General features: G+C 61.7%; 19 protein-coding genes and 4 pseudogenes. 11 read left to right on the forward strand and 12 right to left on the reverse strand.

Translation table 11 applies throughout. From position 1 onward, the window contains the following. Positions 1-659 precede the first annotated feature (659 nt). From ACZ3J7_RS39255 to ACZ3J7_RS39270, 4 genes are all read right to left on the reverse strand, one after another. Positions 660-1,391 (reverse strand): IS6 family transposase, encoded by a 732-nt coding sequence (locus ACZ3J7_RS39255; protein WP_155289649.1) that lies wholly within the window; start codon positions 1,389-1,391, stop codon positions 660-662. Further along, a complete protein-coding gene (locus ACZ3J7_RS39260; protein ID WP_298783250.1) occupies positions 1,388-1,825 on the reverse strand; it encodes a hypothetical protein in 438 nt (145 codons plus the stop codon). Before ACZ3J7_RS39260 ends, ACZ3J7_RS39255 begins: the two co-directional genes overlap by 4 nt. Positions 1,826-1,915: 90 nt before the next feature. Then, positions 1,916-2,713, reverse strand: coding sequence for an IS5 family transposase (locus ACZ3J7_RS39265; protein WP_350834984.1), 798 nt, complete (start codon positions 2,711-2,713; stop codon positions 1,916-1,918). 173 nt (positions 2,714-2,886) lie between these two features. Next, entirely contained in the window at positions 2,887-4,098 is a 1,212-nt protein-coding gene (locus ACZ3J7_RS39270) for a DUF1254 domain-containing protein (RefSeq protein WP_298783266.1), read from the reverse strand. 347 nt (positions 4,099-4,445) lie between these two features. Here ACZ3J7_RS39270 and ACZ3J7_RS39275 point away from each other — a divergent pair. From ACZ3J7_RS39275 to ACZ3J7_RS39325, 11 genes and pseudogenes are all read left to right on the forward strand, one after another. Further along, positions 4,446-4,659: pseudogene (locus ACZ3J7_RS39275) on the forward strand (IS6 family transposase); the annotation flags it as partial. Between the two features lie 423 nt (positions 4,660-5,082). Next, positions 5,083-5,901, forward strand: a complete 819-nt coding sequence (locus ACZ3J7_RS39280) for an ABC transporter ATP-binding protein (protein WP_298783283.1) — start codon at positions 5,083-5,085, stop codon at positions 5,899-5,901. After that, a complete protein-coding gene (locus ACZ3J7_RS39285; protein ID WP_298783291.1) occupies positions 5,898-6,656 on the forward strand; it encodes an ABC transporter permease in 759 nt (252 codons plus the stop codon). The genes ACZ3J7_RS39280 and ACZ3J7_RS39285 overlap by 4 nt, the downstream gene beginning before the upstream one ends. Beyond that, positions 6,653-7,504 carry an ABC transporter permease gene (locus ACZ3J7_RS39290; protein ID WP_298783299.1) on the forward strand — a complete coding sequence of 284 codons (852 nt, stop codon included), beginning with the start codon at positions 6,653-6,655 and terminating at the stop codon, positions 7,502-7,504. Before ACZ3J7_RS39285 ends, ACZ3J7_RS39290 begins: the two co-directional genes overlap by 4 nt. A gap of 51 nt (positions 7,505-7,555) precedes the next feature. Next, on the forward strand, positions 7,556-8,611 hold the full coding sequence (locus ACZ3J7_RS39295; protein ID WP_209923405.1) for an ABC transporter substrate-binding protein: 1,056 nt from the start codon (positions 7,556-7,558) through the stop codon (positions 8,609-8,611). 9 nt (positions 8,612-8,620) lie between these two features. Then, entirely contained in the window at positions 8,621-10,033 is a 1,413-nt protein-coding gene (gene allB, locus ACZ3J7_RS39300) for an allantoinase AllB (RefSeq protein WP_351636314.1), read from the forward strand. A 51-nt stretch (positions 10,034-10,084) separates the two neighbouring features. Beyond that, on the forward strand, positions 10,085-10,969 hold the full coding sequence (locus ACZ3J7_RS39305; RefSeq protein ID WP_209923409.1) for a hypothetical protein: 885 nt from the start codon (positions 10,085-10,087) through the stop codon (positions 10,967-10,969). A 14-nt stretch (positions 10,970-10,983) separates the two neighbouring features. After that, positions 10,984-11,628, forward strand: a complete 645-nt coding sequence (locus tag ACZ3J7_RS39310) for a GntR family transcriptional regulator (RefSeq protein ID WP_209923432.1) — start codon at positions 10,984-10,986, stop codon at positions 11,626-11,628. Positions 11,629-11,690: 62 nt separating this feature from the next. Beyond that, positions 11,691-12,068 carry an allophanate hydrolase-related protein gene (locus tag ACZ3J7_RS39315; RefSeq protein WP_352101879.1) on the forward strand — a complete coding sequence of 126 codons (378 nt, stop codon included), beginning with the start codon at positions 11,691-11,693 and terminating at the stop codon, positions 12,066-12,068. A gap of 107 nt (positions 12,069-12,175) precedes the next feature. After that, a complete protein-coding gene (locus ACZ3J7_RS39320) occupies positions 12,176-13,144 on the forward strand; it encodes an acetamidase/formamidase family protein (RefSeq protein WP_350834979.1) in 969 nt (322 codons plus the stop codon). A 70-nt stretch (positions 13,145-13,214) separates the two neighbouring features. Then, complete coding sequence (locus tag ACZ3J7_RS39325) at positions 13,215-14,414, forward strand: amidohydrolase family protein (protein WP_350834977.1); 1,200 nt, start codon at positions 13,215-13,217, stop codon at positions 14,412-14,414. A 78-nt stretch (positions 14,415-14,492) separates the two neighbouring features. On the opposite strand, the gene ACZ3J7_RS39330 is transcribed toward ACZ3J7_RS39325, so the two are convergent. The 8 genes and pseudogenes from ACZ3J7_RS39330 to ACZ3J7_RS39365 form a co-directional block, all read right to left on the reverse strand. Continuing rightward, positions 14,493-15,884, reverse strand: coding sequence for an IS30 family transposase (locus tag ACZ3J7_RS39330; protein ID WP_312638636.1), 1,392 nt, complete (start codon positions 15,882-15,884; stop codon positions 14,493-14,495). A 218-nt stretch (positions 15,885-16,102) separates the two neighbouring features. Next, on the reverse strand, positions 16,103-16,303 hold the full coding sequence (locus ACZ3J7_RS39335) for a helix-turn-helix domain-containing protein (protein ID WP_209923439.1): 201 nt from the start codon (positions 16,301-16,303) through the stop codon (positions 16,103-16,105). A 46-nt stretch (positions 16,304-16,349) separates the two neighbouring features. Next, on the reverse strand, positions 16,350-16,946 hold the full coding sequence (locus ACZ3J7_RS39340; protein WP_351644683.1) for a transposase: 597 nt from the start codon (positions 16,944-16,946) through the stop codon (positions 16,350-16,352). A 193-nt stretch (positions 16,947-17,139) separates the two neighbouring features. Then, positions 17,140-17,211: pseudogene (locus ACZ3J7_RS39345) on the reverse strand (hypothetical protein); the annotation flags it as partial. Beyond that, a complete protein-coding gene (locus tag ACZ3J7_RS39350; protein ID WP_209923418.1) occupies positions 17,190-17,543 on the reverse strand; it encodes an IS110 family transposase in 354 nt (117 codons plus the stop codon). The pseudogene ACZ3J7_RS39345 and the gene ACZ3J7_RS39350, both read right to left, overlap by 22 nt. A gap of 213 nt (positions 17,544-17,756) precedes the next feature. Continuing rightward, the gene (locus ACZ3J7_RS39355; protein WP_245219992.1) at positions 17,757-18,419 is read right to left on the reverse strand and encodes a transposase; all 663 of its coding nucleotides are present in this window, start codon (positions 18,417-18,419) and stop codon (positions 17,757-17,759) included. Positions 18,420-18,457: 38 nt separating this feature from the next. After that, positions 18,458-18,751 (reverse strand): annotated as a pseudogene (locus tag ACZ3J7_RS39360) (IS110 family transposase); the annotation flags it as partial. A 745-nt stretch (positions 18,752-19,496) separates the two neighbouring features. Further along, positions 19,497-19,790: pseudogene (locus tag ACZ3J7_RS39365) on the reverse strand (transposase); the annotation flags it as partial. Positions 19,791-19,883 lie beyond the last annotated feature (93 nt).

Below are 19,883 nucleotides of genomic sequence, written 5' to 3' on the forward strand. Positions count from 1 at the left end.
CCGCGGCGCTCTCCCGATGCTCCGCATCGGGAACGGAAGCGGCTCGCTTCGCTCCCCGCCAGGGAGCCGCTGCGCGGCTCGCAGTGGGTCCAGCCAGGCTGCCGTCGATCGACTCGCTTCGCTCCTCTAAATTCCTGAATTGTCTTTGTCACCAAAGGATTTGATCGTAACTGAAAAGTCGGTACCCAAGCACCAAACGGGGCCGGGGAGGAGTGGGGGTCGCTCGACGCTACCCCGTCTCGCGTCTGCCAGCTCATCGTCATCATGCTTCCCATCCTACAGGACCCCACCCCAAATCGCAAGACAATACAGAACCACAAAACCTCGAAATTGTAACTACAACAACACAATTCGAACTTCTCAAAAATAACTCCATGCGTAACTACCGAAACTGATTATGCACCAACCGATCACCCAAAGTTACTGAAACACAACAACATTCAAAAACACCCGAAAATCGACCTTCCCGAGCCCGTCGCACGCCCGAATCGACGAGCAACAGCAGCTCCCCACCCACCGCCGCCGGCACCGCCGAGCGATCGGCCCGAGCCCAGCCGACACCCCACCGCCGGCAGGGCTTTGTCAACTTAACTGAACATGACTGGGAATCAACAATATTCGATCATACTGGGGCGGATTCTGTTGGTGAGAAACCAGGTTCAGGCGGCGAGTACGCCGGTGGCGTCGTTCCAGGTGGCGAATCGGTTGGTCATTTCGGAGCGGTAATCGCTCGCGGTGAGCTTGTGTCGCCCGGGCCGGAAGTGCGGCGAGATCGCACTGAACACCGCCAGGAACCGTTGCGCTGCGCCCGGTGAACGGAAGAACTTCATGGCGCGTTCTCGTTGCCTGGTGGGTTGGTGCGAGTTTTCGGCCCGGTTGTTGAGGTACTTCGAGCGCCGGTGTTCGACCGATGGCATCAACTCCCGATGCGCCACAACGTAACTGGCAAGCTTGTCGGTCACCAGCACCCTCGGTACCCGGCCCTGCTTGCGCATCAGCCTACCGAAGAAACGTTTCGCAGCCTTCGCGTTGCGTCGTGACTGGACCAAGACGTCGAGGACGTTTCCTTCCTGATCGACCGCCCGCCACAGGTACTTCCGGATGCCGCCGATCTTGACGAACACCTCGTCCAGAAACCATGTATCGCCAGGTTCGGGAGCGCGTCGGCGCAGGCCACGCGCGTATTCGGGCCCGAACTTCGCGCACCATGCACGGATCGTCTCGTACGAGACGACGATGCCACGGGCGAGCATCAACTCCTCGACGTCGCGCAAGCTCAAGGCGAACCTGTAGTACAACCACACGCAGTGCGCGATGATCTCCGCAGGATAGCGGTGCCGTTTGTAGAGTGACCGCGTCGAATCCACCTTTGTCTCGTCTCCCCGACTCATCCGTTGATCATCCCTGACGGAGGCCCAGTTAAGTTGACGATGCCCTCCTCACCCTCCGGCCAAGCCACGAGAACCGGGGAAACACCGGCCAGAGCATCCACCGTGGCAAGGTAAGCAAGACGCGCCTCGAGGTTGTTGACCAGCTCGACGGTTGTTCGTGCCTGTGCCAACAACGCCTCCGGGACGAGGTCGCGGACATCTGCACGCTCACATACCATTCCGATCGTCGTCGGATGCAACTGAGAACGTGCTGCTCTCTCGGTTGCGACGGCGGCTGCAGAGGTCAACGCGCGCGCCGTCGACGCTGCAGACCGGACGTCCGCGGTCCACGGATGACGGAAATCGTCGATCGCCCCGAGCACTGGAGTGTCCGCGTCCACGAGCGCCGTGGAAATGGAATGATCATCGATGGCAATGCCCAGACTTTCACGCACGGAATCCTCCGAAAACCTCACCAAAGTCACGAACCGGGAAAAAGCGTTCCTCGTGCGTCTGGACTCTCAGAGAGCATTCGGAAACTGGGTTCATGCCCTTGCAAGGCGCCGGGTCATGAGGCCGATCATGGCGACGTGAATGACGGCCTCGTGGTGGTCGGGTCGGGTCTCGTAAGCGCGCACGCAACGGCGGTACTTGTTGATCCACGCAAACGTGCGCTCGACTACCCAAACCCGGGGCCGCACGTGAAATCCGCTCGCACCGGGGATCCGTTTGATGATCTCAACCTGCAGGGCGAGCACGCTTTTCGCCCAACCGAGCAGTCGACCGGGGTAGCCGCCGTCGCCCCAGATAAGCCGGATAGTGGAGAAGCCGCCCCGCAGACCGGCCAGTAACCGGTGCGCGGCGTCTCGATCCTGGATCGAGGCGGCGGTCACCACGACCATGAGCAGTAGCCCGTTCACATCCACCGCAATGTGCCGCTTGACCCCATTCGTTCGCTTCCCGCCGTCCCATCCGCGACGAGATCCGGGCACCGTGTCGGCTGCGGGCACGGTCTGCGAGTCGACGATCGCCGCGGTCGGGCACCGGTCTCGTCCGGCCCGCACACGGAGCCGGTCGCGCAGCGCGTCGTGGATGCCCTGCCATACCCCGCCGCGGACCCAACGGACGAAGATCCCGTACACCGTCGACGCCGGCGGGAACTCCACCGGCAACTGCCGCCACGCGATCCCACCCCGAACCACGTAGAGAATCGCATCCAACACCAAACGACGGCAGTACTTTTCGGGCCTGCCGCCCCATCCGGTGGAGTTGCCCGGCCGAGGTAGCAATGGTTGCAGTACCGTCCACTGTGCGTCGGTCAGTGACGAGGACGGATACACCACGTTCCGATGCCCAGGCGCCCCCGACGGGCATGCCGGGCACGACGCGACAAGTGATGATGACATGGCGGGCTCCTGGGTGCGGTCAGCGACTGTTCATCCCTGACCCAACCAGGAGCCCGCCTCTACCCCACAAGCGCGCTGAGCGAGCACCGCCGCGAGTTTCCGAATGCTCTCTAAGTGCCGTCGACGATGTCGGCTTCACCGCCATAGGCGCGGACGACGACGGTGAAGGGCCCTTCGGGAGCGGGGAGCCAATTCGCTCTCGCTGCGGGTTCGCGAGGTTCGTCGTGGGAGATGTGCAGGGTCAGAGAGCCGTCATCGTTGTACACGATGTCCGGTGTGCGGTCGCCAATCGAGTATCGGTCGATGGGGTTCGCGACGAGTAGCCGCTCCGGGAGTCGGTACATAGTTGCCGACCAGAAGAACTTGACCTTCGGTAGAGCATCGGCAGCGAAAGTGACAGTGAATGACTTGGTCCCGACAGGAACGTCGCCGTCTGTGTCATTCAGCCAGCCCGCGTACCACGCTTCGCTCGGAGGGAGCCCGTAAATCCCTTTAGCTGCACCAATGTTGCGGTGCGAGTACTTGCCTGCCATCTGTTCGTGGGTTCCGAAGATGCCGATCGATGACGATGTATGGCCTTCTTGTACTTCGATTTCGGCTCTGCCGTCTGCGAGGCCGTTCTCGAATTGTGCCCGTTCAGTGGCGTCGAGGTCCTCGGTGCGGAACTTCCCCTGTCCACGCAGTCCGATCGTAGATATCCGCGCGCGGATATCTACGTCTTCCTCGAGCGGTGGCGCGTATTGAAGGAGGAAGTCGATCAACTCGTAGAAGGCGACTGTGGTGGTGAACTTCTGCTCATCCCAGACCGGCCATTGTGGGGCAGGGGGCTGTTGCGGCTTCTCGGTCGCGGCGAATGCACTCAGTGGGCGCACGTCGTAGGCGGCCTGTATCTTCTCCATCGCTTCGATACCGTCGGGCATCAGCGCTGTGCGGGTGAGGCTTCCGACGAAATCAGTGGCAGAACGAATGACCCCGTCGATGCCGGCGGGCACGTCGCCGTTCCAGGTAGGCCCGGCAAGGAGGTAGGACCCTGCACCGGTTCCGGTGGTCACAGCGCCGACGAATCCCGCGTAGATGGTGTAGAGATCGTGAAACGGAAGGATGTAGTAGCGGTCGATCGCCGGGACACCCACGACGTACGGTTCGGCTCGCAAGTCCAGCCACAGCCATGAATACGGCGTGTCGTTGTTGGGGGTCACGATGTCTGTATTCTCAGGCCTGGCGGGCTCGGGGTAGTGCCGGTAGATGCCGAATCCGCCGATGTAGCGGGGGTCGCTTGCGTCGATGGCCTGGGCGTACATCGTGCGATAGTTTTCCACCATCGCGTATCCGAAATGTGTACGTGTCCTTCGCGATTGCCCGAATTTCCACATCATTGTCCATGCAGCGGACGATATCCGGGGTCGAGCACTCTCCGCGTCATCCGCCGAGGGTGATCTGGGCGGGTCGTTACAGTGGATCCCCGGTTCGAGTGTTGCGACGATCGACGGAATCCGCCCACGGTGAGAGGCCATTCCGAGTATCCAACGAAGGGGACCGGCCCGGTAGCTTCGGGCCGGTCCCCTTCCGACTACCGATCCACGCTCACGCGAACCGCAACAACGCGGTACGCGTCCGCTCCTCCAGACGCGGAGCAATCGAATCAGGGTTGTCGGCGTTCCACTCCCCCGAGAATTCCCATCAGCCGACCCGGCAACGCGAGCGGGCGATGAAAAGGCTTCCGTTCCGTCGGTGCAGCGCAACGATTCCTCGCCGCTTTCAGTCGTATCTCCCCGCACTTCCGCCCGCCCCGCCACCGTATGAACGCCACCGACCGCCGCACCGAAATCCGCGCTCGATTCCAGGTTTGGAATCAGGTCACTGAACTACGCATCACTGCCTGACCGACTGCTCTGTGGAATGGCCTGCTGCGCCCGAAAACTGCTGTATCCCAGACAACTTGACAACATCCTGTGACCTCCTGTGGATCACTCTGCCTCATCTCTCATATAGATGGTTCACTTTGAGGGGCACGGATCAGCCAGTCCAACTTCCGGGTACCAGTTCATACAAGGGTGTTCCAAGATTCTAGGAACCCGCGCGGTTCCGATTGCTGAGCGCGTAAAGGCGGCACGACGAGTTGACGAAGATCTTGCATATCGTTTTGCGGGCTTCGCCTTGGACCGTGAGGAAGAGCCGTGAGCGCAATGTAATCCACATGTTTCCGTCGTTCATGCAATCGAAACACAGCGTCCCTAAAGTTCGATCTACGCACTTGGATCCAAGCTTGTATGCAAGCGGGGTCGCATCCGATCAAGGGAGAACGAATGATCTCGCCTACCGCGCCGGGGATCCACATCGGCGGTCTCACAAAACAATTCAAGGTTGGACGCTCCACTGTCACCGCACTGGACGGCGTCGACATTCAGTCCGAGCAAGGCGAATTCGTCACGCTCCTCGGACCGTCCGGATGCGGCAAGAGCACCGTATTGCGGATCCTCGCCGGCCTCGAATCACAGAGCGCAGGCACCGCACTGGTCCATGGCGAAACTCCGCAGGACATGCGCCGACACCGCCACCTCGGAATCGCATTCCAAGACTCTGCACTACTGCCCTGGCGGTCGGTCCGCTCCAACATTCGTCTCCCCCTCGAGGTGTCGAAGCAGACGGGTTCGGACGAGTTCGTTCAGGAACTCATCGACCTGGTCGGCCTCACCGGCTTCGAGAATGCACGACCAGCACAGCTTTCCGGAGGTATGCGCCAGCGCGTGGCAATCGCGCGGGCACTCGTGGTCAAGCCCCGCGTTCTGCTCCTCGACGAACCGTTCGGCGCCCTCGACGACATGACCCGACAGAAGCTCAATATCGAGCTTCTCCGGATTTGGACCGAGCGGCCTGCCACCACCCTCATGGTCACGCACGGTATCGCTGAGGCCGTGTTTCTCTCGGACACCGTGGTGGTTATGAGCGCCCGGCCCGGGCGCGTCGAGAAGGTGGTCAAGATCGATCTGCCGCGGCCCCGGACACCGGAGATGATGCGCACCCGCGAATTCCACGAATACGTCGATCTCCTGTCCTCCATTCTCTTCAGCGCTCGCACCCGCGACGAGGACGCACTGGCCACCGTGGGTGGTGACCGCCGATGAAGAACAGTCGATTCCTCGGAGTGCTCGGCACCGGGGTCGTGCTCATCGTGTGGCAGATCGTCGGTATGACAGGCATTCTCGGCCCGGGCATAGCGCCACCCACCGCCATTGTCGGCGGCGTGATGCACGACGGTCTCGCCTTCTACGGAGTCCACATTCCCGTCACGTTGGCATCGGCTTCGGTGGGCTACCTGTGGGGAAATCTTGCCGCGATCGCGTGCGCAGCGCTGGTGACGACGGTTCCGGCCCTCGAGAAGTTGGTGTTGCAGGTGGGTATCGCGTCGGCGTGCATCCCGTTGATCGCAATCGCACCCATCCTCGCGGCGTGCTTCGACGGTGTTGTCACGTCCGCGATCATGGCCGCAGTCTCGGTCTTCTTCACCACCCTCGTCGGCACCATCAACGGGCTCTCACATGCTGATTCGTCGAGCGAAGATCTGGTCCGTGCGTACGGCGGCGGTGAGTACCTCGTTCTGCGTAAGGTGCAGCTCATGTCGGCGTTGCCGAGTATTTTGACTGCACTGAAAGTCGCTGTGCCCGCGGCAATTCTGGGAACGATCATCGGTGAGTTCATGGGGCAGGAGCGAGGTTTAGGGGCTGCGCTCGTTGTCGCTCAGTCCTCGAGTGACGTGGTGCGCACCTGGGGAATCACGCTGGTATCGAGCCTCATCGCCGGTCTTGCATTCCTGCTGGTCAACACTGTCGAGAAGATAGCCACCCCCTGGGCTGCAAGTACGTCGGGAGTCAACGCATGACAATCACACAGGACTCGCCCTCGGAGGTCGCCGGCCCGCGCGCCGCACAGCGAAACCAGGCCCTCACGATTGTGCACAGCCTGGCGCGTACTCTCGCGACGCTCGTCGGGGCAGTGATCGCCATCCTTACCGCCTGGACCCTCTTCATTCGACTGGTCGATGTGAGCCCGTTCGTCGCCAAGTCGCCGACGGATGTCTGGAATTACTTGATCACCGACACCGATGCTGCGGAGCACCGCGCAGTGATCACCTCCAATCTGGCCCGCACGCTCACCGATGCGTCGTATGGATTTGTCCTCGGGCTGTTTCTTGCGGCCGGTGTTTCACTGCTCTTCTACTTTTCGGCCACAGCCGAGGCCATGTTCATTCCGTCTGTCACGGCGTTGCATGCGATCCCGATGGTCACTATCGCGCCGATTCTCGTGTTGATCTTCGGACGCGGACTGGTCGGCACTGCCGTCATCGGTGCTGCGATCGTCGTTGTGCCCGCGTTGCTCACCATGCTGCAGGGGATCCGCAGTACTCCGCGGACCGATGTCGATATGGTGGTCGCGTATGGCGGATCCACTCTGTCCGCATTCTGGAAAGTTGCTCTGCCCCATGCCATTCCCACCTGGTTCGCCGCAGCGCGTCTAGCCGTCACCACCTCGATCGTCGGCGCATTACTGGCCGAATGGCTAGCCACCGGGCAGGGACTGGGAGGCCAGATGCTCAGGGATGCCAACGAATTCGAATTCGCACGATTGTGGTCTTCGGTCGTCGTACTCACCGTCACCTGCATTGTCATCTACCAGATCGTCAGCGTCATCGAAGCCGCTGTCACATCACGCATGAGCGCTCCCCGCTGAGAGCGGCGCCAGCCGAACCCCACCTTTCCTCGTTACCGAAACGGATACCCGATGACCACACAGTTTGATCGCAGGAAATTTCTCACCCGCGGACTCACCTTGGGCGGCCTCGCTCTGGCCGGGCCCGCCGTTCTGTCGGCCTGCATGTCCGGCGACTCGGGCAGCGCCTCCGCAGACGGTTTCGGAGTTGCATCCCAGCGGCTGGCCTGGATCAAGAACACCCAGTTCGCCGGAAGCTACGTCGCCGACAAGAACGGTTACTACACCGACGCAGGATTCAGTGGCTCCGATCTGGTCTCCGGTGGACCCACCGCTCCACCGATCGAATCCGATGTCCTCTCACGCACCTTCGTAGGAGTCTCGCAGGTGCCCATCGCCGGATCTGCCGTCGCGAAGGGCGCGCCGCTGAAGATCGTCGGCGCCGTCTACAGTCGCTACGCCGGATGCGTCATGACGATGGGAAACAATCCCGTCAATACACCGGAAGAGTTGTACGGCAAAACCATTGGATGCGCCTCGTCCAGTGAACCGGTCTGGCGCAACTTCATTGCAGCGCTCGGTCTCGACGAGTCCCGCATCAACACGGTGCCGGTACAGGGCGACCCGATCGGCATGACTGTCGGTGAGATCGACGGCTACGTCGGATTTGTCAACAGTCAGGTGGTCGACCTGCGCAACAAGGGATTCGACATCAACACGATGCTCCTTGCCGACGTCGGATTTCCTCTCGTCGGGCAGACCTACATCACCACCCAGGAGAACATCGACAACAACCGCGAGAAGCTCAAGGCATTCCTACACGCCGAGATCCGGGGGTGGAAGGACGTTCTCGCGGACCCACAGAGGGCAGCGGACCTCACCGTCAACGAATACGGCAAGGATCTCAACCTGAACCCTCAGTCCACCTACGACTGCTGCATCGCGGGCAACGAACTCATCCGCAACGGCTCTGCCGGACAGCAAATTCTGTCGATCTCCGACGCTACTGCCGCAGCGAACATCGAAGCCATCGCAGCCGGCGGCCTGAACCTCTCTGTTGACGACCTGTTCGACCTCGGGCCCATTCGCGAAGTCCACGAAGAAAATCCAGACCTGGCGCTGGCATAGAGCACTCCCTTGTCCAACACACTGTTTTCGCAACCGAAAGGCCCTGAAATGTCCTCTCCCACAACCCCGGACCTCGTCGTCACCGGCGGAACCGTTATCTCCCACGACGGTCGCCGCCGCCAGGACATCGCGGTCGCCGATGGGCGCATCCTCGCAGTCGGCGACAATCTCCTCGCCCCGGGAGTGCCGACCATCGACGCGACGGGGTTGCTCGTTCTCCCAGGATTGGTGGACATGCACGTCCATCTGCGCGAGCCCGGAATGACCGAAAAGGAAGACTTCGCGAGCGGCACGTCGGCTGCAGCTGCGGGCGGCGTCACGACCGTCGTCGACATGCCCAACACCAAACCCCCCGTCGCGACGGCCGAGCGATACCGGCAGAAGCTGGACCTGGTGAAGAACAAGGCGTACGTGGACTTCGGGCTCTACGGGATGCTCGATCACGCCAACTCCGACGAGATCGCGGACATGGCGGAGCTGGGCGCCATGGGACTCAAACTGTTCATGGGTCAGACGACGGGTGACAACCGCTGCCCCAACGACGCCGCGATCTTCCGTGGACTCGAAGCTGCCGCTGCCGCCGATCTTGTCGTGGGCGTGCACGCGGAGAACGATCACCTGCTGCGCATGTTCGGTGACCGCCTCCAAGCGTCCGGTCGTAAGGATCCGCGCGCACACCTCGAAGGCCGGCCCGCCTTCGTCGAGGTCGAGGCCATTACTCGCATCATCACGATGGCAACCGAAGCGAAGACCAAACTGCACATCCATCACCTATCGACGGCCGTCGGACTCCAGCGGGTGATGGATCTGCGTGCGCAGGGGCATCGGGTCAGTGTCGAAGCACTTGTCTCGCACCTGTTCCTCGACGCGGATGCCTACGACACCTACGGGAACTTGATCAAGCTCAACCCGCCGATTCGCCCGGCCTCCGACGTGGCCGCATTGTGGGACGGGATCGACCGCGGGGACGTCGACATCATTGCCACCGATCATGCCCCGCACACCGTCGACGAGCAGGCCGAGACAGATGTGTGGAAGGCGTACGGCGGATTCATCGGCGTGGAAACGATGCTTCCGTTGATGCTCACCGCCGCTGCGCAGGGAAAGCTGACCGTCGAAGACATCGTCCGCCTGTGCTCCTACACTCCGGCGCAGCGCTGGTCGATGGCGAACAAAGGTCAGATCGCGCCCGGCTTCGATGCCGATTTCGTCCTCGTCGACGCCGGAGCCGAGGTTGTTCTCGACCAGAACTCGCTCCACTCCAAGCACAACGTCACTCCGTACGACGGTTGGGCGCTCACCGGCAGTGTTGTCGCGACGTACCTGCGCGGCGGCCTTGTCTACGAGAAGGGAGAAGTGGTCGGCGCACCCCGCGGCCGTCAGGTCCAGCCGGCGCGAACGCCTGCCGATTCCGTGCGCTGACTTGCCGATCCGCGAACAATGACAATCCAGCACAACAGACGAGGAGAGCGCGTGAGCGACATACAGGCAACACTGCTCGGAGATACCGGTTCCGCCACTATCCGTGCCGCGGTTGAGCGTTGCGTCGACGAAGTACATGGTGGGTCCACCGGTTCACCGTCTACCGACCCCGCTGCGATCGCCGGGATAGGCACCACAGCGGCGCATGCGTTGAAAGGTCGACTGCTCCTCGATGCGCTGGCGGACTACGGCGTCGAACTGGATGGGACACTGCCATTCGACAATCCCGAGGCGCTACTGGCGAATCCTGCGTGGACACTCGCGCTCGTTCTCAGTCCGTGGAAGCAGTCGGTCGCAACGTATTTGGCGATGTCAACTCCGTCCGCCGTGCGAACCGGTGTCGTCGACACGATAGTTCGTGAGTCGAGGGGCGAGGTTGGAGTCAACACCAACAGTTGGGCATCTCAGGCGGCGATGGAAACGCTGATGGGTGGCCGGACACCGTCGTCGATTCTGATTCTCGGGTCCGGCGGTTCGTCGAACTCGGTAGCGTTGGCGTGCCGCCGGGCGTGGCCGGGTGTGCGACTGATCGGCAGTGCCCGCAATCTCGACGCTGCAGTGGTGTGGGCGCAGCGATTCGACGCCGAGTTCGCAGCACCTGCTGACGTCTCCGCGCTGCTCGGCCCGGGCACGCCGTCGTTGCTGGTCAATACGACCACGTGGGGTGAGACGGACGCCTCCGAGGAGTCGCCGTTCGTGTTCGACTTCTCGGCTCTCGTATCTCCGGGCAACCAGTTCTTCGATCTGAACAATCGGGTGAGCGCCTTGCAGAGCACTGCGCTGTCGGCAGGTATGAACGTGATGTCCGGAACATTCATGCAGCGCGCCACCAACGCTTGCCGGGCAGCACTGTCGAAAGCGAGGACGACCCTGTGAGCCCGTTGGACAGCATGATCGTGAGCCGTAGCGGCGATCCTGTCAGTGCACGCGAACGTGTATATCTGTATCTCCGGCAACAGATCACCACCGGTGAATTCAGTGGCGGAACCCGCTTGACCGAGGAGCAGATCGCCGACGAGCTCGGTGTGAGCCGGACTCCCATCCGAGAAGCATTGCAGCGGTTGACAAGTGAAGGTCTTGTCGAACGCGTTCGGCGTGGTCAGCTCATCGTCGTGGATGTCGATGCGCAGGCACGTGCCGAGCTTCACGAACTCCGAGTCGCATTCGACCAAGTGGCTGCCAGACTCATCACCGCGAAAACCTCGAGCGTGGACTGGGATTCGCTGTACGCGATGCTGACACCGCTCGATAGTGCACTGAGTGAATTCGGGGTAGGTAGCCCTCAATACGCCATGACTCATCTCGAATTCCACATGGCCATTAACCGAGCCGCGTTCTGCCCCGTCACCTCGTCGTTCCTGGAGAGGCAGGCGTTCTTGTATCCCACCGACGACTACGTCCAGCAATCGGGACACGAACCGATTTCCCAACATCGCGCACTGCTCGACGACCTCGCGAGCGGCGACCTCGACCGTGCCACCACAGCCGTGCGTATCCACGCACTACGCGGGCACGGCAACACCACACTGCGCTGATCCACTCGCAACTGACCCCGCCGCAACAAGGAGTTCCTACGATGTCCCCCAACACTGTCCTCATGTTCGTCAACGGCCAAGCAATGAGCGGAGGTTCACTCAACGACGCCCTGTCCTCGGCGCGTTTTGTCGGTGCGGTGCGCACCGCACCGGCCTATCGGTTCTTCTCGTTCGACGACGAGTTTCCCGGACTCGCTCCCGTCGATGTCGGCGGTTGGTCCGTACCAGGCGAGATATACGAGGTGTCGTACGCCGAGCTGCGCGAGAAATTACTGCCGCGAGAGCCGGACGAACTCGAACTGTCAGTGATCGAACTCGAGGACGGCCGCGGCTCGCTGAGCATGGTGTGCCGATCACTGCCCCTCGTCACAGACTCAGCCCGCGAAATCACCACCCCAGGTGGCTGGCGTGCGTACCTTGCCGCGGCCGCGACCGCGTAATGGAGATACTCCAGGCCGGGATTTATCCGGGCTCCGCTGACCACTACCTCTGGTGCACACCGGACACAGTCAGCTGGGGCACTCTCCCCACCGCGACGACCGAACCTGTGCTCACCCTCGACAGCGGCGAGACTGTCACTTTCGACACGGTCTCGCAAGAAGGTCTGATGGAAGACCAAGGCCGCGACCCCGTGGCCTACTTCCGGCAATACGGAGTCCACCGCTCGAAAGTACTGGCCGACGCCATCGAATTGGCTGCATCGGACCTCCGCAAACCTACAGCGCCTAAAGCTCCACATGTGGTGCTCGGACCCGTTCACGTGCGCGGGGCCCAGCCCGGCGACTGGTTACGCGTCGACTTCCTCGAGATGACACCGCGAGTTCCCTACGGAGTGATCTCGAGCAGGCATCAGCGAGGTGCGTTGCCGGAAATCCTTCCGCGCGATGTCGACGGCAGCATTCCCGCAGTATTCAGCAAGTTCTGCCCACTCGACGACACCGCAGATCGTGCACGATTCGAATTCAGCGGTGGCGCAGCGACAATCGACATGCGGCCCTTCATGGGACTGTGCGGCGTGACACCTGCCGGTAACGAGCCTTTGAGCACCATTCCGCCAGGTCCGTTCGGCGGCAACATGGACGTGCGCGAGATGGTGGTCGGAACCTCGCTGTACCTGCCTATCCAGGTGCACGGAGCGGGTTTCTACCTGGGCGACCCGCACTTCGCGCAGGGCAACGGCGAGATCGCGCTCACTGCACTCGAAGGGTCGCTGCGGGTCACCGCCCGACTGACCGTCGTGAAGACTCTGTCTCAGCCCCGTGCCGCGATGCCCTTCGTCGACACCGACGATCACTGGATCATCCTCGGGATGAACGAGAGTCTGGACGAGGCGATGCGTCAATGCGCGGAACTCTCGGTCGATTTCCTCGCCTCGTACACCGGTATGACACCCAGTGAGGCCTACCTGTATCTCAGTGCAGCGGGCGACTTTTCGGTGACGCAGGTAGTAGACCTGGTCCAAGGTGTCCACTGCTCGATACGCAAGAAAGACTTTCGTTCACTCGATCGACCCTAGGAGTACCGTGACCCGGAATTCATCGCTGCCCCTCGCCGCACCGCTGCCCCTCGTCCTGGGCGGACACGCAGTGCCCACGTTGCACAATGCGACCCTCGTCGACGGACGGATCGTCGATGTTCATATCGTGGGCGGGCGAGTGTATGACGTCGTACCCGCGCAAGGGCTAGTGCCAAGCGAGGACGACCTCGACCTCACCGGATTTCTCCTGCTCACGGCGCCGGCAGAGCCGCACGCGCATCTGGACAAGGCACTATCGTTCGACGAGATCCGGCCACCTGCTGGTGATCTCGGTTCCGCAATCGAAACCTGGGAAAACCACACACCGTCCCTGACCGTCGAGAGTATTGCCGAGCGCGCCCGACGCGCGGCATTGTTGCTGCTGGGCAACGGAACGACCGCGGTGCGATCACACGTCAATCTCCTACGAGGCGACCAGCCGTTACGTGGAATTCAGGCACTGGTGAAAGTCCGTGAGGAACTCTCGAGCGTCATGGATATTCAGCTCGTGGCGATGACGCCGTACGTCGTGGGCGACGAGGCAGTACATGCAGCCCTCGACCTCGGCGTCGATTTCTTGGGTGGGCATCCGCACCAAACACCCGACCCCAGCGGAAATCTGCAGCGACTGTTGGCAATAGCACGTGATCGCCGCGTCGGCGTCGACATGCACACCGACGAGCAAACCAACCCGACGATGCTCACGCTCGAGGAGCTTGCTCATTCCGTCCGGGACTGGCCGAGTTCGATGCCGGTGACCGCCGGACACTGCGTCAGTCTGGGAATGGTCACGCCGGAAGTGCTGGCCCGCGTGATCGAAGCGGTCAAAGAGAGCAACGTCGGGATCGTCAGCCTGCCGATCACCAATCTGTACCTACAGGGCTGGGACACCCCTGTGGCAATGCCGCGTGGTCTCACCGCCGCGCGGGCATTGATCGATGCCGGTGTACGGTTCGGCGCCGGCGCCGACAACGTTCGTGACCCTTACAACCCGCTCGGACGCAGCGATGCTCTCGAGACAGCGATGTTGCTGGTCACTGCCGGGCATCTGTCTGTCGAGGAGGCCTATCGGGCCGTCAGCGACGGCGCCCGTGACGTCATGTCACTTCCGAAGTCGGGAATCGAGAAAGATGCACAGGCCGAATTGTTAGCCATCCGTGCGGAAAGCCTCGAAGAAGCCGTTGCGGCCGCACCTCAAGACCGGATCGTGCTGCACCAAGGAAGACTCGTGTCGATGAGCAGAACCCAACGAGGGTTCTGCGAGTTCTGAGTTCACACGGCACCGGTTGGCGTAGCGAACGCACCGACCTGAAAAACTCTCTTTTCACAGCGTAAGTGCACGGCGGTTTCAAGAACCCAGCGCAACACTGCTGATGAGTTCGTTCAGTTTCTCACGAGGGGTATGGAATCCGTGAATCTTCCGGGGGCGGTTGTTGAGCTGCTCGACCATTGCCTCGATCGCGTCGTCGGATACGTTGTTGAAGTTAGTGCCCTTCGGGTAGTAGTCGCGGATTAGGCCGTTCAGGTTCTCGTTCGAGCCTCGTTGCCAGGGCGAATGCGGGTCGCAAAAGAACACGGGGCATCCGGTCGCGATCGTGAAGTCTTTGTGTCTCGACATCTCCTGCCCCTGATCCCAGGTCAGAGTTTTCCTGAGATGTTCTGGGAGGCGCATGATTTGGTTGCGGATGACGTCGATCACGGTGGCCGAGTCGCGGACGCCGGGTAGCCGTTCTATCAACGCGAAGCGCGTGTTCCGCTCGACGAGCGTGACGATCCCGGAGTTTGCGGGACCGACAACGAGATCGCCTTCCCAATTCCCAGGGACAGCACGATCCGCCGCGGAAGCGGGCCGGTCCGTGAGCCGGGCCCCCGCTAACCACGGTCGGACATCGCGGGATGGCAATCGTGAGGCAGGTGTCCTGCGAGAACGGCCTGAACGCAACGCCTTGGCGACGGTCAATTCGTGCCGTAACGATCCCCGGCCTTGGACATAGAGGGCTTGGTAGATTGTTTCGTGGGACACCCACAACTGCGGCTGGTTGGGGAACATCATCCGTTGTCTCCCTGCGATCTGCTGCGGAGAGTGCTTCTCGTTCAAGCCTGTGACGACGAGTGACCGCAGCTCATGGCAATCAAGTTTGCGTGCCCTTGTTCTCACGCGCGAGCGCATCGTGTGGTGATGCGCGACACCGGCATGGTATCTCGTCTCTCGCGACCCGCCGCGCCCTCGCCCGGTCTCGACTCTGTGACGTCCAAGCTCCCGTGAAATTGTGGACGCGGCAACGTCCAGGTGCCGGCCGATCGCTCGTATCGACCACGCGGGCGTGCTGTTGATCGCCATCTCGATGAAGACACGGTCCTGGTGAGTCAAGCGACGGTATGCGCGTTGAGGATTCAACGCTGACGTTGACGTAGTGACAGGCTCGATGCCGCCTCGGGCTCCCATACGGATCACCATGCCCGCTAGCCTGGCCCACTCGACGACCGCTCCCGTGTTCACACCGAATCGGCTCGCCGTTTCCTGAGCGGAAGCACCCATAAGAAGCATCGAATACGCGATGCACCGATCGTTCCACGAAACCGTCACGACAACCTCCGCATGAAGGTGTTGCGTTGGCTTCTTGAAACCGCCCACCTTTCGTTGTTCAACACTTCTGCAATACAAGGCCCCGCGAAAGATGTGGGCTGACAACCGGATTGCATACATCCCTAGCCGAGCAATTCGGAACTCATCCCACATCGGAGCACCGCGACTGAATGGGTTGCGCCGCAGCAGCGCTACGCATCGATTAACGCTTTCTGCACGTGATGCAAATATTATTGATAAATCTGAAGCCCTCTTTTCGTGGTCAAGGCATGACTCGCATCGCGGGTTCGCCTGCGGTGCGGAGCCCGGTAGATGTTGTCAAGTTGTCTGGGATACAGCAGTTTTCGGGCGCAGCAGGCCAATTGATGCTCCTAGGGTGTCAAATCGGTGTTTCGGAGCCATGTTTCGTAGGTGGTGAGGAAGGTAGCGTCGTGGACCCGTCCGTTTTCCGCGAGTGAAATCTTGGCGATGCTGACGCCCAAGGCTGCGGCCGCCTGAACTTGGATGAGTCCGCGTTCTTGGCGGAGCGGTCGAAGCTTTCGGTGATCGACAACGGGGACGGGGCTACTGATGAGTGTGAAAGACTTCTCGAGCGATCACGCGTTTGAGCTCTCTTGGTCAAGTCGCGGTGACAAGCAGTTGTTCGCCGCGGTGTCGGCAAGGAGCGTAGGGGGTGTCGGTGGTCCAGCAGGCCCAGATCACTCGGACCCATCCACGGGCGAGTATCCGTACCGCGTGTGGGTGCCGAGCACCCCGCGAACGGGCACGCCGGTAGCAGTCGCCAGCCCACGCCGAGCTGTGTCGTGAGTTGTCGGCGAAGCCTGTAATCGCGGCGCGTGCCGGCTTGTTGGCGGTATAGCGGAAGCCGACGCTGCGGGATTTTCCCGAGGCCCTCGTGACCGGTGCGGCCCCGCACAGGGCGGCGACCTGTTCGCCGGTAGTCGCATCGCTCGAGCAGGGCCCGATCTCTGCGATGAGCGCCGCGAGGCTGACGTTGGCGACGCGCGGAAGGGACTCGAAGAGCACAGTTTTGGGATGGGCAGCCAGGGCGTCCGCGAGTTCGTGCTCAAGACGGGCGATTTCGGTGTTGAGCAGGGCGATCTGGGCGATTGATCCACGAATGATCGCTTCGAGTACCTTCGGCGCGATGGGGTTCGCGGCGGCGGGCGCTGCCCGGAGCCGCCCGACGAGTTCGGCCCGCGGACTTGCCGCCACGGTAGCTGTGCCGATGGCAGAACTGGCGCATCCGACCTTCACCGAGAAGTGCCGCCGACTGTGGGGTGGGGTAGTCGGCCAAGAATGCCAGTGCGACTTGGGATGTCAGCTTCTGGAATACCTTCGCCGCGCCGGGCCAGTGCTCGGACAAGATGGCCCACAACTGATTCGAGGACGCCGTGCGCGCCTGGACCAGCACGGTTCGTGCGCGAACGTGTGTGGCAAGTTCCCTGGTGGCCTGCGCTACCGGTTCGACCCGGCGCAGGCGGTGATTGTCGGTGCGGGCGTAGTCGGCGAGCATGATGTGACAGCCTTCGCTCCTGCCGAACCCCACCGTGGCCGCGCAGCCTTGAAAGATGCCGGTTCGATCATCAGTACGGGATGCCCTGCGCTGGCAATGCGCCCTACGACCAGACCCTCACCACGCTCGACCGCCACCGGGAGCCGGGCCGGATCACCCAGTTGGGAGAGTTCGGCGAAGAGCGCCGCGATGCCTTTCTCGGTGTGCTCGATCATCCAGGTCTTGATTACCGTCCCGTTGTCGTCGATTAAGCAGACGCCGTGCCGAGTTGAACCCCAATCCCATCCACAGAACATGTGTTGACCTCCAGGTCCGAATACCGTCGCTGGAGCCGGGCAGGGCGTCGGTTCCTCATTGTTCGGCCCTCGTGGGGCTGCTCTCTCGCGCCGATCACACTCCCCGGCAACGGCGAGGGCGACCTGCTCAAACGGGCCATCGAGTGGCTAGACAGCGTGGCCGTCCCCCGTCGTTCCCGACGAACGAGCCGACATGGCCCGCATTACCCATACTCATCCAATGAGGCAGCGGAGGATTTCCTTGGTTCCCTTGCCTTCCTGCTGCTTACGTTGAATATAGTCGCGGGTTCGTTGGTCGTAGGTCATTCGCGTGAGGGCGATTTGATGGAGGGCGGAGTTTGCATGCCGGTCGCCGCCGCGACCCCGCCGGTGACGAGTGGTCTTGCCACTGGAAGCCGGAATAGGGCTCGTCCCACAGAGTGCTGCAAAAGACGCTTCCGACTTCAGTCGATCGGTGTTTCCACCGGCGGTGATCAATAGTTGTGCGGCGGTGACGGTTCCAATGCCCTTCGTCTGCGCCAGCCCCGGGTTGATCGCAAGCACCAGCTGCTCGAGATCGGCCTCAAGTACGTCGATTTCCGCGGTGAGGTGCTGGTACCGGCGCGCCAGAGATTTCAACGACGACATGATTGTGCGGGTGAGCATGTTCTCTTCCGATGCCGGCCTCGTGCGGGCCAAGGCGGGGAACAATGCCGTGTCGGCGGTACTTCGGTACCGGGCCCGAATCTGCTCGGGTGCGGTGACCAGCAGACTTTTGATCTGAACGCGAGTGGCAGTTCGTGCTTTGACCGCACTGCGACGCGCTGCGTGGATGTAGCGGGCGGCCTCGACGAGACCGTCGAGTTGTTTCGGTTCCGGATGATCGTCGGTGGCCAAAGCCGCTGATGCGGCTGCATAGGCGTCGACCTGATCTGTTTTCCTTGCATACGCCGCACTTGCCGATTCGGACGGATCACCTCGACCACACGGACCCCGGAATCCTTCAAATGCTGGGTGATCCCAGCGCCGTACGAGTGGGTGCCTTCAACTCCGACCCGTCGGACAAGGCCGAACGCGGCGATGTACGCGGCGATCGCCTTGTAGCCTTTCAAGGTTGTCGAGAATCCCGCGTCTCCTAGCCTGCGACCGGTGGTATCGATCACGGCGACATGATGGGTGTCGGCGTGGGTGTCGATCCCGGCGATGACTTCCAACTCGATCATTGTCATGATGGAAAGTGCCTTCCTGTTACCAAACGAGGGCTCGCCGGTCAGGAAGGGCAGACAAGACGTTGACGGGGCTTCTACCCAAGCTCCTGACTTGTTCAATGGAAACCAGGACAACCGGGATCTGCAATCTCGTAAAGTCCACGGTGTCGGTCGGCGCAGGCTCGCAAGCTCCTTGCCGCCCCAATCGGGTGATTGGCTCACTTATAGCGTGCCCTTCCGATCGACACCGGCCTACGGTGTGGTTCGACAGAGGCGTGAAACGATCAACTTCAAGTCAGGATGCCCACCGCAGGTGCACACCGAAACCGCACCCGGACAACAGGAGCATCCGAATTAATCATCATCGGAATCGACCCGCACAAAGCATCATTGACAGCCGTCGCCGTCGACAACAGCGGCGAGACAATGGCCCGCCGCAGGTTCGCTGTCAATTCCGGTACTGCCACGCAACTGCGGAAATGATCACACAGATGGGCCGAGCGGCGTTTCGCCGTCGAAGGCGCCAAGGGATTGGGGCGCGGTATCGCACAAATACTGCTCGCCGACGCTGAACACGTCGTCGACGTACCGTCCACCCTCGCCATGCGTGTGCGCGTGCTCGATACCGGCGGAGGACGCAAGACAGATGTGGACGATGCACGTACTGTCGCATTGACGGCATTGCGCCACAAGGGATTGCACGCGGTTCGGTACGAGGATCAGTCGAGGGGGCCTTGACCCCGGAAACTGGACACGGGGTTTGTGATTACGCGGCTTGCTGCAGGCTATCGGATGTGTGAGCGGTTTCGTAGTCGGTGGGACTGAGATAGTCGCAGTACGAGTGTCGACGCCAGGTGTTGTAACGGGTGACCCACCGGAACACCGCCAGCCTCGCCACCCGGGGCGATTCCCAGCGGGCTGCTCCTTGTAGGGTCTCCCGTTTGAGTGTCGCATTGAACGACTCGGCCAGGGCATTATCTGCGCTCGTGCCCACCGCTCCCATCGATTGCGCGACACCCAACTTCGCGCAGAGCATCGCGAAACCCTTTGAGGTGTACTGATTGGGCTCAATCGGTGGACGCAACATTCGAGGTCAGGAGGGTGTTGTGGGTCGTCCATCGGATTGGGTGCGGGAAGTAACGGGCAGGGCTCC

It is taken from the genome of Kitasatospora sp. NPDC015121 (assembly GCF_055562955.1).

Coding starts and splice junctions, on each gene's coding strand:
- ACZ3J7_RS39255 (WP_155289649.1), bottom strand. CDS start 1,391: ATGAGTCGGGGAGACGAGACAAAGGTGGATTCGACGCGGTCACTCTAC.
- ACZ3J7_RS39270 (WP_298783266.1), bottom strand. CDS start 4,098: ATGGTGGAAAACTATCGCACGATGTACGCCCAGGCCATCGACGCAAGC.
- ACZ3J7_RS39280 (WP_298783283.1), top strand. CDS start 5,083: ATGATCTCGCCTACCGCGCCGGGGATCCACATCGGCGGTCTCACAAAA.
- ACZ3J7_RS39285 (WP_298783291.1), top strand. CDS start 5,898: ATGAAGAACAGTCGATTCCTCGGAGTGCTCGGCACCGGGGTCGTGCTC.
- ACZ3J7_RS39290 (WP_298783299.1), top strand. CDS start 6,653: ATGACAATCACACAGGACTCGCCCTCGGAGGTCGCCGGCCCGCGCGCC.
- ACZ3J7_RS39295 (WP_209923405.1), top strand. CDS start 7,556: ATGACCACACAGTTTGATCGCAGGAAATTTCTCACCCGCGGACTCACC.
- ACZ3J7_RS39310 (WP_209923432.1), top strand. CDS start 10,984: ATGATCGTGAGCCGTAGCGGCGATCCTGTCAGTGCACGCGAACGTGTA.
- ACZ3J7_RS39315 (WP_352101879.1), top strand. CDS start 11,691: ATGTTCGTCAACGGCCAAGCAATGAGCGGAGGTTCACTCAACGACGCC.
- ACZ3J7_RS39330 (WP_312638636.1), bottom strand. CDS start 15,884: ATGTGGGATGAGTTCCGAATTGCTCGGCTAGGGATGTATGCAATCCGG.
- ACZ3J7_RS39350 (WP_209923418.1), bottom strand. CDS start 17,543: ATGTTCTGTGGATGGGATTGGGGTTCAACTCGGCACGGCGTCTGCTTA.